Below are 14,543 nucleotides of genomic sequence, written 5' to 3'. Positions count from 1 at the left end.
AGAACAGGGAAAGCAGATTAGCCTCGGGCATGGCGGTGGCCTTTCTTGGTTGCCTGGAATGCGTGGTAGCAATCCAAGCTTAAGCCATGCGGTCACCGCCGCCTTTCACGCTTATCTGCGAAGAACCATTTTTTTCGCAAGGCCTCGCGCGTGACTTCGTTTTCGAGCATCGACTCGGCTAACAGCCGCTTCAAGCGACTGTTCTCGGCTTCAAGCGATTTCAGCCGCTTGGCATCCGAGACGTCCATGCCGCCGAACTTGTTCCGCCACGTGTAGTAGCTGGCCTCGGAAAAACCGTGCCGGCGGCACAGTTCTTTAACCGGCGTACCGGCCTCGGCCTCCTTCAGAAAACCGATGATCTGCTCTTCGGTGTAACGCTTCTTCATGTCCAATCTCCAGACTTCGGGTGATTGGACTCCAGATCGGCCTGCTACTCAATAGTGGGGGATGGTCGTCTGCTCAAGACCCGGGGCAACATCGTCAATACGTCATCGGTGTCCGGCATCGGCGGCGACTGGGCCATGGGCATCTACAACGCCAGCAAGGGCGCGGTGACCAACTTCACCCGCGCGTTGGCACTGGATCATGGCGGCGACGGCGTGCGCGTGAACGCGGTCTGCCCGAGCCTGACCCGCAGTGAACTCACCGCCAAGATGTTCGACAACGACGAACTGATGGCCAAGTTCGCCGACCGCATGCCCACCGGGCGCGCCGCCGAGCCCGAGGAAGTGGGCGACGTGATCGCCTTTCTGGCCAGCGACGACGCACGCTTCGTCAACGGCGTGAACCTGCCGGTCGACGGCGGCCTGTCGGCCTCCAACGGCCAGCCGAACATGAGCTGATACGCGAGCGCCAAAGAAGAGGGGGCGTTATATGCCCCCTCCGTTAACTTAGCAGCGAACTAAAAACCGCCAAGCTTGATAGCCATATTCATGCGCATCAAGATAGCGATCGCTATTCTTTACACGCCGAAAACGGCAATACACCCATTTATAGCCTGACGGCGCAGGTAGATTCTCGTCCATAGCATTAACCTCAACGAAGCGGGAAAGCACACTCCGTCGTTGATTAGTTAAAGAGAATCCACTACCGTAAATGGTGCCAACCGTAAGGAAGTGGACTTTCCATTCTCTTGCGTAATAAGGAGGCTCCTCTATAGAGCCTCCTTATTTTTGCTCTTCTGTAGCCGCATAAGCCTTTATTATCGCAGCTATTTTCCCCGCCTCTCCTGCTGTCAGATCAAGCGGCACTCCTTGTATTTGGACTGTCACCCCTTCGCGAATGGGCACAGGCACCGCAATACAGTCCCGCCTTGCGTTCACCCCATATGTCGTCGTATGGAGGCTCGTACTGACTTCCTCCTGACTGTCGGGCGTCCTCTGATCGTTGCCCTTCGCCTGTTTCTTTCCTCCGCCTCGTCTATTCCCGGTGGGCTTAAACTGAGCCGGCGCATCAACGAATGAAATAAATTCCGAGACAGCTGTTCTAAGACGGCTCTGATAGACCTGCAGGCTATCTGGCTTATATGACATCCCCTCCAGATTTTGGAAACGGCGGAACGCATCCTCCAAGTCCACTTCCCGCAAGTCACCGACTTCGTCCTCTGGAAGTACGCCAAGCACCTTGTTAGCAGCTGCCTTTCGACTCTGCGCGGTATTTCGGTTCATTAAACCGTTATTAGCTGCTCGATCGAAAAACTGTCTTAACGAATCAAGCGAATAATTCCCCTCTTCCATAAATGCCTCCAGACATTAAGTACGAGAAATACTATCTGATATGCGAAACGGCTGTCAATAATATGGCGATGGCTATTAATTGACAAAAAAAAGCCCCGGCACGCAGCCGAGGCTTCTCCTTAAAAAGTCAGCAGTGACAAGCTACGCGGTCTGATCCAACCCGGCGTTATTCTTGTCGAACACGCGATCCGCGCGATAGGAACTGCGTACCAGCGGCCCGGAGACCACTTCGAGAAAGCCGCGGGCCAGGCCCCACTGACGATACTTGGCGAAATCCGCCGGCGGCACATAGCGCTCGACCGGCAGGTGATTGACCGTCGGCCGCAGATACTGGCCGAAGGTGACGATATCGACACCGATCGCGGCCAGGTCGTCCAGAACTTGCGCGATCTCGTCCTCGGTCTCACCCAGGCCGAGCATGACGCTCGTCTTGGTGAGCACGTCCGGGTTGTGCTTCTTCGCGTGCTCGAGCACGTCAAGCGTCTGCCGATAGCCGGCCCGCGCGTCGCGTACGACATGGGTCAGGCGCTCGACCGTCTCGACGTTCTGCGCGAACACTTCGAGGCCCGAATCGACGACCTTGTCCACATACTCTTCGACGCCGCGAAAATCGGGCGCCAGTGCTTCCACGCGCACATCGGGCGTACGAGCCTTGATCGCCTTCACGCAGTCGGCGTAATGCTGCGCACCGCCATCGGGCAGATCGTCGCGATCGACCGAGGTGAGCACGATATAGTTCAGCCCCATGATCTCGACGGATTCGGCGCAGTGCTCGGGTTCCTGCGGGTCGAGCCATCCGCGCGGGTTGCCCGTATCCACCGCGCAGAAGCGGCAGGCGCGGGTGCAGGTGTCGCCCATGATCATGATGGTGGCCGTGCCGTGGCTCCAGCACTCACCGATGTTCGGGCACATGGATTCTTCACAGACCGTGGCCAGCTTGTGCTCGCGCACGTTCTTCTTCACGGCCTGATATTTCTCGCCCGTCGGCAGGCGCGCACGCAGCCAGTCCGGCTTGCGTCCGATCGGCACCGAGGCGGCTTTCTTGCTCGCTTTCATGCCGTTCTTGATCGCACGGGTGCCGTTGGGCTTTTGCACCTTGCTGCCCGTGACCACGGGTATGCCTTTGAAATCGCTCATGGTGTCTTCGACCGTCGATGACTGCTGTGTCGTTGACCAGCGCTGATGATAACACCGGGGTCGCGTGCCCCGGCCGCATGTCGTCTACGCTGCGGGCACCGCGGCGAGTTGCAAGCCGTGGCCAGGGTCAGCTGCCGGTCAGCCCGCGCGTTGCTATGATCGCGCACGCCGCATCCCGCGATGCGCGCCGAATGCCGTATTTCCCACCGCAAAGCAAGCCCCGTGGCCACCGACACCCTCGACGAACAGCCCGCCACAAGCCCTGCCGAGCGCTACTTCGCGCGTCTGCTGGACAGCCGTGCCGGCCGGATCGCCTTTCGCTATCGGCGACTGGTGCCGGTGGCATCCTTCGCCATGGGCGCGGCCAGCTTTTTCCTGGTGGAGCGTCAGGCCACGCTGGCCCAGTGGGTGACCGCGCTGATGCTGCTGGGCTGGGTAGCGCTGCTGTTCGAGGGCCTGCTCTGTCGCCTGCTCGCGCGTTTTCTCGGCGAACGCATACCGCAGGCCGCGGTTCGTTTCGCGGCCCAGTGCCTGCACCAGGAAACGCTGTTCTTCGTGCTGCCATTCTTTCTGGCAACGACGACATGGCTGAGTGGCCAGGCGCTGTTCACCGGGTTGCTCATCGTTGCCGCGGGCGTATCGACGGTGGATCCGCTCTATCTGAACGGCATCGCGGGCCGACGCTGGCTGTTTTTGGGTTTTCACGGCTTCACCCTGTTCGTCGCCCTGCTCACCGCCGGGCCGATCATGCTCTCGCTGACCACCGGCGAGACGGTCGCCATCGCTTCCGTGGCTATGGGCGTCTGTGCCCTGCCCAGCTTCAACGATGCCCTACAGGCACGCCACTGGTGGCGCTGGTTCCTGCTCGCGGGGCTGTCGGTCGCGCTCGGCTTCATGGCCTGGTTCGGTCGCTTCTGGATCCCGCCCGCCACGCTGCGCGCCACCGACATGGCGATCACGCTTCATGTGGATGTGGCCAACCGCACCCCGGCCGACAACCGCACGCGCTTCTCGGCCGACGAACTCGGCGGCGACGGCCTCTACGCCTTTTCCGCGATTGCCGCGCCGCGTGGCCTGCAGCAGCAGGTGCTCCACGTCTGGTCGCACGACGGCGAAGTGGTCGATCGCATTCCGCTGGAGATCACCGGCGGCGGGCCGGAGAACGGGTATCGCGCCTGGAGCCACAAGCTCGCACTGGGTGACGATCCGTCCGGTCGTTGGCGCGTGGCGGTTATTACCGATGACGGGCAGTTGATTGGTGCGCGGCGGTTTACGGTCGAATAGCGGCAAATGCTTTTGCGGATCTCGGCTCAAGGCGCGAGTTCTCGATCAACGCCAAGTTTTTGTTAGAACTGAGATTTCGCACTGCTGTGCGAGTGTCTTTTATTTGCTTGTCCAAATAAAAGGCACCAAAACAAAAGACACCCTGTCTTGCGCCGATGCTACGCATCGGTGCCCTGCGCGGCTCCGGCCGAAAGAGGACAGCCGGAAACTCGCCGCGCTGCGCGCGACTCAAACATCCGGCTGTCTTTTTCTCTTTCGGCCTCCACTGCTCAGCGCTGCGCCCAAGGGAACCGAATACAGACTCAAGACAGGCTCGCTATCGCTTCGCCGTGAAGATCGCGAAGCGATTTTCGTCGGACAAAGCCGAAGGCGAGTCCGGCCGGAACGTAGCAAAACACCGCAACGTCGACTTGGCAGCTGTTCCAACTCCGTTGCTGGGCAGGCCGCGCTGTATTCGGGCCCCGTGTGAAACGACGAGAAGCACAGGGCCGAAGGGTGTCCGGCGCATTGCGCCGGTGCGGCCAGCATGTCTGAGGATCGCCAAAGCGATCCGAGTTCTGGCCGCGTCCCTTCGGACCGAGCATCGCAGTGCACCGGCGCGTTTCGCGCCGGCGCGCAACCCGGGTGTCCTTTTCCTTTGCTTACTTTCTTTTGGACAAGCAAAAGAAAGTGAGTCGCACTGCAGTGCGAAACAACAGGTGCGACGAACTCGTGAGTTCCGAAAAACTCGACGAACTCGTGAGTTCCGAAAAACTCTTAGCCGGAGAACGGCAAGTCTTTGGGAACAATCACGGAAAGATGCCAACGCCGTCCAACACCAGCTCCCGACAATAGGATCTAGACCAACCGCTCTCGCGAAAGCCGATCCACCAACCGCACGAGTCCATCGAGATCTCGCGCCGGCGCACAGAGATCGACATGCGGCGAGTCATGCTGCACGCCCAGCGCACTCGTGAAATAACGCGGGTGGTCCATCAATGGATCGAGCCAGATGAGCGCGCGGCAACGGCCGCGCAATTCTTTCAGAGCCGCCTGCAGGCACGCCGGCTCGTCGCTGTCCCAGCCGTCGGACACGATCATCACGACGGTATTGCGATCGAGCATGGAGTCCGCGTGGCGAAAGAGAAACGCTTCCAGCGACGTGGCGATCCGCGTACCCCCGGCCCAGTCCTCGACCGTATCGGCCAACCGCGCCAGAGCGGATTCGACACGCCCCTGCGCCAGGGCCTGGCTGACCCGCGACAACCGGGTACTGAACACGAAGCTTTCGATCGATCGAAACACCTGGCCGAAGGCGTGCACGAAACACAGAAAGAACCGGCTGTAGGCGTCCATCGAGTAGCTGACGTCGGCGAACACCACCAGCCGAGGCCGTTCCCGCGGCCGGTAGCGACGCTTGAACGCCATCACTTCGCCGCCGCGCGCGATCGCACCGCGCAGGCTCGCACGCAGGTCAAGCGCACCGCGCCTGCGTTGACGCCAGCGCCGTGCGGCGCGTCGGGCGAGCTGGCGGCCCAGCGTGCGTATGAGCCGCTCCATCGCCGCACGTTCATGATCGTCGATGGCGCCCAGATCGGCCCGCATCGCACGCTGCTCGCCGCTGGCGCCGTCGTTGGGGCCATCGCTGCGCGCCTGCTCGACCGCTTGCGCGCGCGCCGGTTCGGGCTCGGTCCGTTCGGCGGCCGCGCGAACAGGCGTCGCGCTGTCGTCGCTCGTATCGGCCTCGGGGTCGGCATCGACCACCTGTGCAGGCGTGGCGTCGATCGCGCCCCAGAAACGCCGAAAGGCCACGTCAAAACGGGCGCGATCCTCGGGCGTTTTCGCCATGCAGGCCCGCAAGACGCGCGCGAAGCGGCCCTTGTCCAGCATCGGCAGCGCGCGCAGTGCAGCCAGGGCGTCGGCGCTTTCAGCCGGGCTGACGATCGCCCCCTGGGCACGTAATTCGCCGGCGAAGGCGGCCACGCCCTGCGCGAGCGACCAGTCCCCGCTCGCGCCGCGATCGGACGCTTCAGTGCCCACCGCGGTATGCCGCGAGGCGTTCTCGCATCGCGTCGATATCGGCCGGGTCCTTGAACAGCGCGCCGAGCGTGGCGGGGACCTGGGCGTTGTCGAGATCCGCCGCGCCGATCTCGATCAGGGCGGCTGCCCAGTCCAGTGTTTCCGACAGGCCCGGCGTCTTGAGCAAATCCTGGCCCCGGGCCCAGGCCAGATAGTCGACGATGGCATCGGCGAGCGTCGTGTCGATGCCGGGCAGCCGGCGTTCGAGCACGGCGCGTTCCTTGGCGCGATCCGGATAATCCAGCCAGAGATAGAGACAGCGCCGGCGCGTGGCTTCGGCCAGGGCACGCGTGCGATTGCCCGTGATCACCACCACCGGCGGCACGGCCGCGCGCACCGTGCCGTATTCGGGAATGCTGATCTGCCACTCGGAGAGGATTTCGAGCAGGAAACTCTCGAACGCCTCGTCCGCACGGTCGAGTTCGTCGACGAGCAGCACCGGGGGCGGGCTGCGGCGCAGCGCGGCGAGCAGCGGGCGCTCGAGCAGGAAGTCGTCGCTGTAAAGACTGGCGCGCAGGGTGTCCACCGACGCGCCGGCGGCTTCCTGCAACCGGATTTCGAGCAACTGGCGCGGATAGTCCCATTCATAGAGCGCCTGGGCCGCGTCCAGGCCTTCATAGCACTGCAGGCGGATGAGGCGCGTATCCAGCGCTGCCGCGAGCGCACGCGCGATCTCGGTCTTGCCGACGCCCGCCGGGCCTTCCACCAACAAGGGTTTGCCCAGCGCCATGGCCAGATAGAGCGTCATGCGCAGCTCGGAATCGGTGATATAGGCCTGATCGACGAGCGCGGCGTCGAGCGCTTCGGGGCTGTCGAAGCGCCTTGTCGGGTTCGCGCCGGTCATGCGCCGTGGTCGCTGTCTTCGGTTTCGTCGTCGTTTGCGTCGATCACGCCGTCATTGATCAGCGCCAGCGTGACCAGGCGCGCATAAAGCGACTCGCGCAGGCTGCGCGGGCGCTCCAGACCCATGCGTTCCAGATAGGGCGCGGCCGCGACCGGCAGGCTTGCCAGGCGCGAGGCATGGCGCACGAACTGCGACAGCGTCTGGCCTGCCGAGCCGCCCTGCAGCTTCCTGAGCGCACCGATGAGCGCGCGTTCGATTTCGGTGAAATCACTGCCGTACGGGTACGGCTCGAACCGGCCCCGGGCCTGTTCCGCGGCCAGCCAGCGCCCGACGTTCTCGGGCGTGTTGCGGCGCGCGCTTATCGGCACCTGGTAATCGCGGGCCAGCTTGCCGGCGGCAACGGCCGAACTGCGCAGCTCGTCCTGGAAGCGCGCGTCGGCGATCTCGATGAGCGCCCTGGCGACCTGTTCATCGGTCTTGCCACGCAGGTCGGCCACACCGTATTCGGTGACCACGATATCGCGCAGATGGCGCGGGATCGTCGTGTGCGCATAGTGGGCGACGATGTTCGACTCGGAACCATCGCTGGATTGCCGCACCGCGCGCACGCAGATGATCGACCGGCCGTCGTCGAGCGCGTGCGCCTGGGAAACGAAGTTGTACTGGCCACCCACGCCGGACAGCACCTGTCCGCTTTCGAGTCCGTCCGAGGCGATGGCGCCAGACAACGTCGCCTTGATCGCGGTGTTCACGAAGCGCGATTGCCGGCGCTGGCCGCGGCGCAGGGCTTCGTTGCCGTAGAGCTCGTTGATCTCGCCGACGCTGGTCATGTGAAACAGCTCGCGCTCGTGGTCGTCGAGATCATGCAGGGCGTCGTAGAAGCTGTTCGGCCCGAGAAAGAAACCGCCATGCACGAGCGTGGCGCCCTTGAGCCGGTCGCCCAGGCAGCGCGTTTCGATCGCGGCGCGGGCCTCGTCGTCGTCGAGATCGGCGGCGATGGTCGCGCCGCCATCGCCGGCGTCGAGTTCGCGAGCGCGTAGCGACACGCGGTCGTGAAACACGCCGATATGCTTGAGCCGCGCCACGTCCGTTTCGTCGAGCTGGCTGCGCAGATCGCCAGCGTCGCGCAGCGCCGCCAGCGTGGTCGCGTTGACGTCGGTGCCGATCGCGCCCCTATCGAGCAGCTTCTGAATGCCGATGTCGTCGTAGACCGGACGCGAGATCACGCCCGCGCGATACATCTGGATATAGGCCTCGACCAGCATCTCGGTACAGCCGTAGAGGCCCTGCACGAATGGCTCGAGGCCGCCGATCGCCTCGATCAGCGCGCCCTCGTCGTCGCTGCGGTCGATGCCGGCCATCAGCGCCTGGTAGTCGGCATTGTGGTTGTGGCGCAGATCGCAACTGTAGGCGATCGCATCCGACAACGAGCCGATGCCGATCTGGAGCGTGCCGCCGTCGGCGATCAGGCTCGATACGCGCAGGCCGATCGCGTAGTCGGCGGGCGCGACCGGCATGGCGGGCGCGCCGAACGGCTTGAAGCTGGCGGCCTCGCCCTCGAACACGGCATCCGCCAGCGAGGCATCCACCAGGGCGCTGCGCGTCATCATCGGCATGCGCGCGTTGAGCTGGCCCACCACCCAGATCGGCTCGCCGCGTTCGCGCATGGCTTCGACCACGGGGACCAGGTCGAGGGTGACATCGGTATTGCTGGACAGAGAAAAACAGCTGTCGTCGGGCCCCGGCGCGCCCATCTGCATGAGCACGTTCACGCCCGAGTCGATCAGGTCGCGCGCCACGTGGGTGTAGTTCACCGAACGATAGTGACGCTGGGCGTGCTCGTTGCCGAGCATGGAACCGGGCTGAAAGAAGAATTCCGAAACGGTGACATTGTCCGGCAGTGCGCCGGTACGCACGTCCTGCAAGTAGTGCAGGCCCGGATAGTCCTCGAACACGCGCTCGACGATCGGATCCATGAGCCGCCGTTCCAGCTCACTTGAGGCGTGTGGCACGTCCAGCGACAGCGCCGTGAGAATACTCAGCCGAATCGCGGGGTTGGCCTTGGCCCGGGCATAGAGGGCATTGAGCAGCGTGGCCGGCTTACCCAGCCCCAGCGGCGCACCCACGCGGATATCGTGGCCGACGGTCTCGATGATCCAGTCGACGGTGGCCTCGGCTTCGGTGAAGCGTAGCGGGCGATCACTCATGCGATGTGTCCTGATGTGCGTGCCGACAGCCGGTCATGGCGCCCTCGGCTTCAGGCGACGTCGCGGTTGCGGCCATACCGATCGACGTAAGCCTGCGGCACCTTGACCTGCAACGCGCCGGGCAGCACACGGAAGCTCGCCGGGGTCTCGGTCAGGATCTCGCCATCGGTATTGACCGGCATGGGCCGGTCGGTGGTGATCTCGAACGTGGTGCCCTCGAACAGTTGCACGCCCTGGACCGACTTGTCCGGCCCGCGCACCAGCGCCGGCAGCATGCCCACCAGACGGGCCAGCGACTGCGGCTTGAGGCTGTAAAGATCGAGGCGACCGTCGTCGAGCGCCGCGTCGTTGGCCACGGCCAGGCCGCCGCCAAAATAACGACCGTTGCCGACCGCCAGCTGTATGGAACGCAGCTGATGGGTCTCGTCGCCGAAGCGCACCGTGGCGTAGAAGGGCTCGGTATCGCGATAGGCCGAGAAGACGTTGCTCGCATAACCCAGCGAACCGAGCCAGCGCTTGGCCGCGTCAGACCGATATTCGCAGGCGCGCACGGCCAGGCCGATGCTTGCGACGTTGACGAAATACACGTCGTTGCACTGGCCCAGATCGACGCTGTGGGTGACGCCTTCGACCACGTTCCGGCAGGCCGCCTCGAGTTCGGTCGGGATGAGCAGCGTGCGCGCGAAATCGTTGGCGGTGCCCAGCGGCAGCACGCCCATGGCCTTGCCCGCGCGCATCACCGATGCCGCGGCGAGATTGAGCGTGCCATCGCCGCCGCCAAGCACGATGACGTCCACCGCCGGCGCGTGGTGCTCGATCTCGGCCGGCACGTCCTCGGGCTGCTCGAACTGGCCGAGCGTGACCTCGACGTCGAGCGCTTCCAGCGCGTCGCGGGCCGCCTGTGCGTTGGCTTCGCCCTGGCGGGATTCGCGGTTGATCAGCAGTAGCGCGCGCAGAATGGTCATCCGTGCAGAAAGCGGTTGCGGCTAGCGTAGTGGCCGCCCGAGTCCAGCGCAATCGACGCGTCGCGCGCGGGCGCGGGGGCTGGCCAGCGTCGCGGCTTTGCAGCAATATCGAACACGAAACGAACCCGCGAGTCCCCCATGCAAAGCTTTACCCAACGGATGATCGGCGCCGCGAAACTGCAGGTGCCGACCTACGAGGAAGTCGAACACGACAAGAGCGCCACCGGCCAGGCCGCGATCGTGGTCGTGCTTGCCGCGCTGGCGGCGGGTATCGGCGCGCTCGGTGGCGGCAGCATCGGCGCGCTGTTTTTGACCGCCATCGCCTCGCTGCTCGGCTGGCTGATCTGGGCAGCAATCATCTGGGCGGTGGGCACCAAACTGCTGCCCGAGGCACAGACCGAGGCCGACGTCGGCCAGCTGTTGCGCACGCTCGGTTTCGCGGCTGCGCCGGGGCTGCTGCGCGTGTTCGGCTTCATTCCCGTGCTGGGGCCGATCCTACTGCTGGTCGTCTATGTCTGGATGCTGGCGACCATGGTGGTGGCCGTACGCCAGGCGCTGGATTACAACAGCACCGGGCGCGCCATCGGCGTCTGCCTGATCGGCTGGCTGGCGCAGCTGCTCATCCTGGCGCTGCTGGGCGGCGCCGCGAGCCTGGGCATGGGCGGGCCGTCGCCGGCGCCCGCGGTCTAGGGCGTACCGGGCTAGGCAGCCGCGCGGGCGCTGCTGCCCGGGCCGCGCATCGCCTCGGCGTCGTGCGCGGCGTCGAAATAGCAGTCGAGCAGGCGCAGCTGACGCGCCGCGGTGTCGGCCTGGACCATGTCCATGTAGAGCGCCGGCCGTGCGGGCCGGCGTTCGTGCAGCCAGGCCAGATGCTTGCGCGCAACGCGCACGCCCTGCTGCTCGCCGTAGAAGTCGTGCAGCTGCTCGACGAGCGCGAGCAGAATTTCACGCTCGTCGGCCAGCGTCGGTGGCGCCGGCGCCCGCCCGGTCGCCCGTTCGATAGCGATATCCCGGAACAGCCAGGGCCGTCGGCAGGCGGCACGCCCGATCATCAGGCCGTCGGCGCCCGTCACCGAAAGCACGTGTCGCGCCTTCGCGGGCGAGTCGATATCGCCGTTTGCCCAGACCGGGATCGAAACCGCGCGCTTGACCGCTGCGATGGTGTCGTACTCGGCCACGCCCTTGTAGTGCTGGTCGCGCGTTCGCCCGTGCACCGCGACCGCTGCGATGCCCGCCTGTTCGGCGCGCCGCGCGATCGCCACGGCGTTGCGCCGGTCTGCGCTGACGCCGGTGCGCATCTTCAGCGTGACCGGCACATCGACCGCGGCCGCGACGCCATCCAGAATCGCGGCCACCCGGTCGTAATCGGCCATCAGGGCCGAGCCGGCAGCCTTGCGGCAAACCTTCTTGGCCGGACAGCCCATATTGATGTCGATGATATCGGCGCCTTCGTCGGCATTGACCCGTGCCGCATGCACCAGATCGGCGACATCGCCACCGGCGATCTGCACGATGCGCGGCGTCGGCTCGCCGTCGTGGTCGAGCCGTAGCCGCGACTTGCGCGTGGCGCGCAGCTCCGGGCGCGCCGACACCATCTCGGCGGTCGTCGCGCGTGCGCCCAGACTCCGGCAGAGCTGGCGAAAGACACGGTCGGTCACGCCCGCCATAGGCGCGGCCGCGAGGCCCGGATCGAACTGGAAACCGGCGATACGCATGGCGGCGTATTCTAAAGCACGTCGCGATACGCCCTGCAGATCGCGGATCGAAACGTGTTATTTTCGATTGCATCGGTTTATCACCTTTCCAGGCTTCGATGATCAACACCTCGCTTCGCCCTGCCGCCCTGCTTGTCGCCCTCGCGCTGGGCCTCGCCACCCTGTCCGGCTGTTCGGAAACGCCGCAGGAGAAGTACGACAACGCGGTCGAAAAACTCAACGAGAGCCGCGAATCGCGTAACGAGGCCCAGGAAAAGGTCAACGACAAGAAAGAAGAGCTCAGCGAGCTGCAGGCCAATCTCAACGAGGCTGAAGCCAAGCTCCAGGAAGCGCGCAAGAAGGTCGAAGCCGCTTCCCAGGCCGTGAACAAGACGGTCAACGACGAAGTGCTGTTCCGTACGATCCAGCGCGAGGTGCTGGACAAGAAGGAATTTGACAAGGCGGCTATCTCGGTCGGCGTCAAGAACCGCGTCGTCACGCTCACCGGCAACGTGCCGGACGACGAGACGCGCAAGCGTGCGATCAAGCTGGCGCGCTCGCAGGCCGGCGTGCAGGACGTCGTCGACGAGCTGGAAGTCGCGGACGGCAAGACGAGCGCCCCGGCAGCCGCCAGCAAGACCGAAAAGCCCTCGAACGACGCGCAGCAGAAAACGCCGGAACAGAACGCCCAGCCGCCGAAGAAAGCGGCGGGCGACAAGCCGACCCAGTCCGAAAAGAAGCCGCAGCCGCAGGGCGATGACGGCGGCGACGACGCCGAAGCCGGCGATAACGCCGCCGAGGACAAGCCCGCCGCGCCGGCCGAACCGCAGACCGGCGAGAGCTAGACCATGCTGGTCGTCGCCTTCTGGCTACTGCTGATCGCCGCGCTGGGCGGCGCCGCGATGGCGGTGCTCGATGGTGCCACCGCGCCGCTGCGGATGGGTCACGGCGCGATCGCGGGCCTCGGCCTGCTGTGCCTGCTCATCGGCGCATTGATCGTGCCGGGCACGCTGGTCTGGAGCGCGTTTGCGCTGCTGGCGGTGGGCTTTGGTGCGGGCGCGGTGCTGTTCGGCCTCGTCTGGAAACACAGCGCGCCGCCGCGCCTGCTCATTCTCGGCCACGGCGCGATCAACACGCTGGGCGTGCTTCTGCTCGGGATCGCGGTCTTCAGCTAGAACACCGGCGCGGCATCATTCCGCGTCGAGCGTCTGCGCCTTCTTCTGGAAGGGCCGGATACGGCGCGCGGCAGCGAGTTCGGCCTTCACGTGGCCCAACAGGCCCTTCCATAGCGGCATCTTCCAGTCCGGCTCCAGACCCCGCCCCATCCGCATGAGCTGGACGTAGTACCAGCCCATCTGCGAGAAGATGTTGAGAAAACGCAGCGCGGATACGGACGACCGCGGCCCGAGTTTTCCCGCCCCGTAGGCCAGATCGGCGCCGGGGTCCTCCGCGCGCTCGGTGGTCCGCTCGAACAGGCGCTGCGCGAACGCCGGATCGACACACAGCGGTCGACCCAGGCCGATCACGTCGGTGTCGCCACTGGCCAGCGCATCGACCATCGCGTCGCGGGAACGAAAACCCCCGGTCACCATCAGCGGCATCGTCGCCGCCTCGCGAATCAGTGCGGCGTACGTCATGAAATAGGCTTCGCGCTGCTTCGTGCTTTCTCGCCGATCGTCCTGGGCCTGGGCGGCATCGCCGGAATGGCCGAGCAGGCGCGGCTGCTCATAGCTGCCGCCGGAGATTTCCAGCAGATCGATATGACAATCGTTGAGCCAGCGCACGACCTGTAGACATTCGTCGTTGGTGAATCCGCCCTTCTGAAAATCGGCCGAATTGAGCTTCACGCCAACGGCAAAGTCCGGCCCGACCGCGTCACGCACCGCACGCACCACCTCGAGCAGCAGCCTCGCCCGGTTTTCCAGACTGCCGCCATAGTCGTCGCTGCGGCGGTTGGTCACCGGCGAGAGGAATTCGCTGAGCAGATAACCATGCGCGCCGTGCACCTGAACCCCGTCGAAGCCGGCATCGCGTGCCACCGTGGCGGCATGCACGAAGCGCTCGATCACGGACTCGATGCCTTGGCGCGTGAGCGCGCGCGGCGTGCGATAGGCGCCGAGCAGCTTGAGGCCGACCGCCGAGGGCGCGACCGGTCGCGGCGTGCAGTACAGCGGTGCCTGCCGCCCGGCGTGCGACAGCTGCATCCAGACCCGGTTGCCACCCTCCCTGGCTGCCGCGGCCCAGCGCGTAAGCGCAGCCTGATCGGCGTCGCCGTCGATGACGACATTGCCCGGGCGTTCAAGATCCCAGCGGTCGATCTGAACGTTGCCGGTGATCAGCAGGCCGGCGCCGCCGCGCGACCAGCGCCGGTAGAGCGTTTCCAACGCCGGCGTGGCGTTCATGCCCGCATCCGACAGACCCTCGGTCATCGCTGCCTTGGCGACACGGTTGGGCAGTTGCTGGCCGCAGGGCAGCGTCAGCGGGGTACGCAGATCACCGAGCGCATGGTCGCTCGGCGCGGGTTTGTCGTCGGGATGTGCTTGCATCGGGCCAGCATAGCGCGTCGTTTCCGGCGATACATCCGCGCGCCGGTGTTGTGGTTCGGCCGTGACCGGCCA

The 14,543-nt window shown here is 65.1% G+C and carries 13 protein-coding genes and 1 pseudogene; 5 read left to right on the top strand and 9 right to left on the bottom strand.

Annotated elements, in window-relative coordinates; all coding sequences use genetic code 11:
* Positions 1-128: 128 nt before the first annotated feature.
* Positions 129-386 (bottom strand): annotated as a pseudogene (locus J7355_RS08465) (transposase); the annotation flags it as partial.
* A gap of 54 nt (positions 387-440) precedes the next feature.
* Between J7355_RS08465 and J7355_RS08460 the strand changes: the two are divergent.
* Positions 441-842, top strand: a complete 402-nt coding sequence (locus tag J7355_RS08460) for an SDR family oxidoreductase (protein WP_348523010.1) — start codon at positions 441-443, stop codon at positions 840-842.
* Positions 843-1,166: 324 nt separating this feature from the next.
* Here the strand turns inward: J7355_RS08460 and J7355_RS08455 are convergent, their stop codons facing one another.
* Positions 1,167-1,736 carry a hypothetical protein gene (locus tag J7355_RS08455; protein WP_209061638.1) on the bottom strand — a complete coding sequence of 190 codons (570 nt, stop codon included), beginning with the start codon at positions 1,734-1,736 and terminating at the stop codon, positions 1,167-1,169.
* A 141-nt stretch (positions 1,737-1,877) separates the two neighbouring features.
* Positions 1,878-2,873: a lipoyl synthase gene (lipA, locus tag J7355_RS08450; RefSeq protein ID WP_209061636.1), complete on the bottom strand. Its 996-nt coding sequence runs from the start codon at positions 2,871-2,873 to the stop codon at positions 1,878-1,880.
* A gap of 222 nt (positions 2,874-3,095) precedes the next feature.
* Here lipA and J7355_RS08445 point away from each other — a divergent pair, with 222 nt between their 5' ends.
* On the top strand, positions 3,096-4,157 hold the full coding sequence (locus J7355_RS08445) for a DUF5924 family protein (RefSeq protein WP_209061634.1): 1,062 nt from the start codon (positions 3,096-3,098) through the stop codon (positions 4,155-4,157).
* An 837-nt stretch (positions 4,158-4,994) separates the two neighbouring features.
* Here J7355_RS08445 and J7355_RS18030 read toward each other — a convergent pair.
* Genes J7355_RS18030 through J7355_RS08425 form a run of 4 tightly spaced genes read right to left on the bottom strand, consistent with a single transcriptional unit; the run spans position 4,995 to position 10,231 of the window.
* Positions 4,995-6,176: a VWA domain-containing protein gene (locus J7355_RS18030; RefSeq protein ID WP_209061632.1), complete on the bottom strand. Its 1,182-nt coding sequence runs from the start codon at positions 6,174-6,176 to the stop codon at positions 4,995-4,997.
* Positions 6,166-7,059 (bottom strand): MoxR family ATPase, encoded by an 894-nt coding sequence (locus J7355_RS08435; RefSeq protein WP_209061630.1) that lies wholly within the window; start codon positions 7,057-7,059, stop codon positions 6,166-6,168. Before J7355_RS08435 ends, J7355_RS18030 begins: the two co-directional genes overlap by 11 nt.
* Positions 7,056-9,266: an acetyl-CoA hydrolase/transferase C-terminal domain-containing protein gene (locus J7355_RS08430; protein WP_209061628.1), complete on the bottom strand. Its 2,211-nt coding sequence runs from the start codon at positions 9,264-9,266 to the stop codon at positions 7,056-7,058. Before J7355_RS08430 ends, J7355_RS08435 begins: the two co-directional genes overlap by 4 nt.
* Before the next feature lie 50 nt (positions 9,267-9,316).
* On the bottom strand, positions 9,317-10,231 hold the full coding sequence (locus tag J7355_RS08425; protein WP_209061627.1) for a lipid kinase: 915 nt from the start codon (positions 10,229-10,231) through the stop codon (positions 9,317-9,319).
* 138 nt (positions 10,232-10,369) lie between these two features.
* Here J7355_RS08425 and J7355_RS08420 point away from each other — a divergent pair, with 138 nt between their 5' ends.
* Positions 10,370-10,921, top strand: a complete 552-nt coding sequence (locus J7355_RS08420) for a YIP1 family protein (RefSeq protein WP_209061625.1) — start codon at positions 10,370-10,372, stop codon at positions 10,919-10,921.
* An 11-nt stretch (positions 10,922-10,932) separates the two neighbouring features.
* Here the strand turns inward: J7355_RS08420 and dusB are convergent, their stop codons facing one another.
* Positions 10,933-11,946 (bottom strand): tRNA dihydrouridine synthase DusB, encoded by a 1,014-nt coding sequence (gene dusB / locus J7355_RS08415; protein ID WP_247739858.1) that lies wholly within the window; start codon positions 11,944-11,946, stop codon positions 10,933-10,935.
* A 98-nt stretch (positions 11,947-12,044) separates the two neighbouring features.
* Between dusB and J7355_RS08410 the strand changes: the two genes are divergently transcribed.
* Together J7355_RS08410 and J7355_RS08405 are read left to right on the top strand one after the other, a co-directional pair.
* Positions 12,045-12,770 (top strand): BON domain-containing protein, encoded by a 726-nt coding sequence (locus J7355_RS08410; RefSeq protein WP_209061623.1) that lies wholly within the window; start codon positions 12,045-12,047, stop codon positions 12,768-12,770.
* Between the two features lie 3 nt (positions 12,771-12,773).
* Positions 12,774-13,100 (top strand): hypothetical protein, encoded by a 327-nt coding sequence (locus J7355_RS08405; RefSeq protein ID WP_209061621.1) that lies wholly within the window; start codon positions 12,774-12,776, stop codon positions 13,098-13,100.
* A gap of 15 nt (positions 13,101-13,115) precedes the next feature.
* Here J7355_RS08405 and J7355_RS08400 read toward each other — a convergent pair whose 3' ends face one another.
* The gene (locus J7355_RS08400; RefSeq protein ID WP_209061619.1) at positions 13,116-14,471 is read right to left on the bottom strand and encodes an NADH:flavin oxidoreductase/NADH oxidase family protein; all 1,356 of its coding nucleotides are present in this window, start codon (positions 14,469-14,471) and stop codon (positions 13,116-13,118) included.
* Between the last annotated feature and the right edge of the window lie 72 nt (positions 14,472-14,543).

Origin of the sequence: Endozoicomonas sp. G2_2 (assembly GCF_017744135.1) — a bacterium.
GTDB lineage: Bacteria > Pseudomonadota > Gammaproteobacteria > Nevskiales > Salinisphaeraceae > Salinisphaera.
This window is presented reverse-complemented; position numbering and strand designations above follow the sequence as displayed.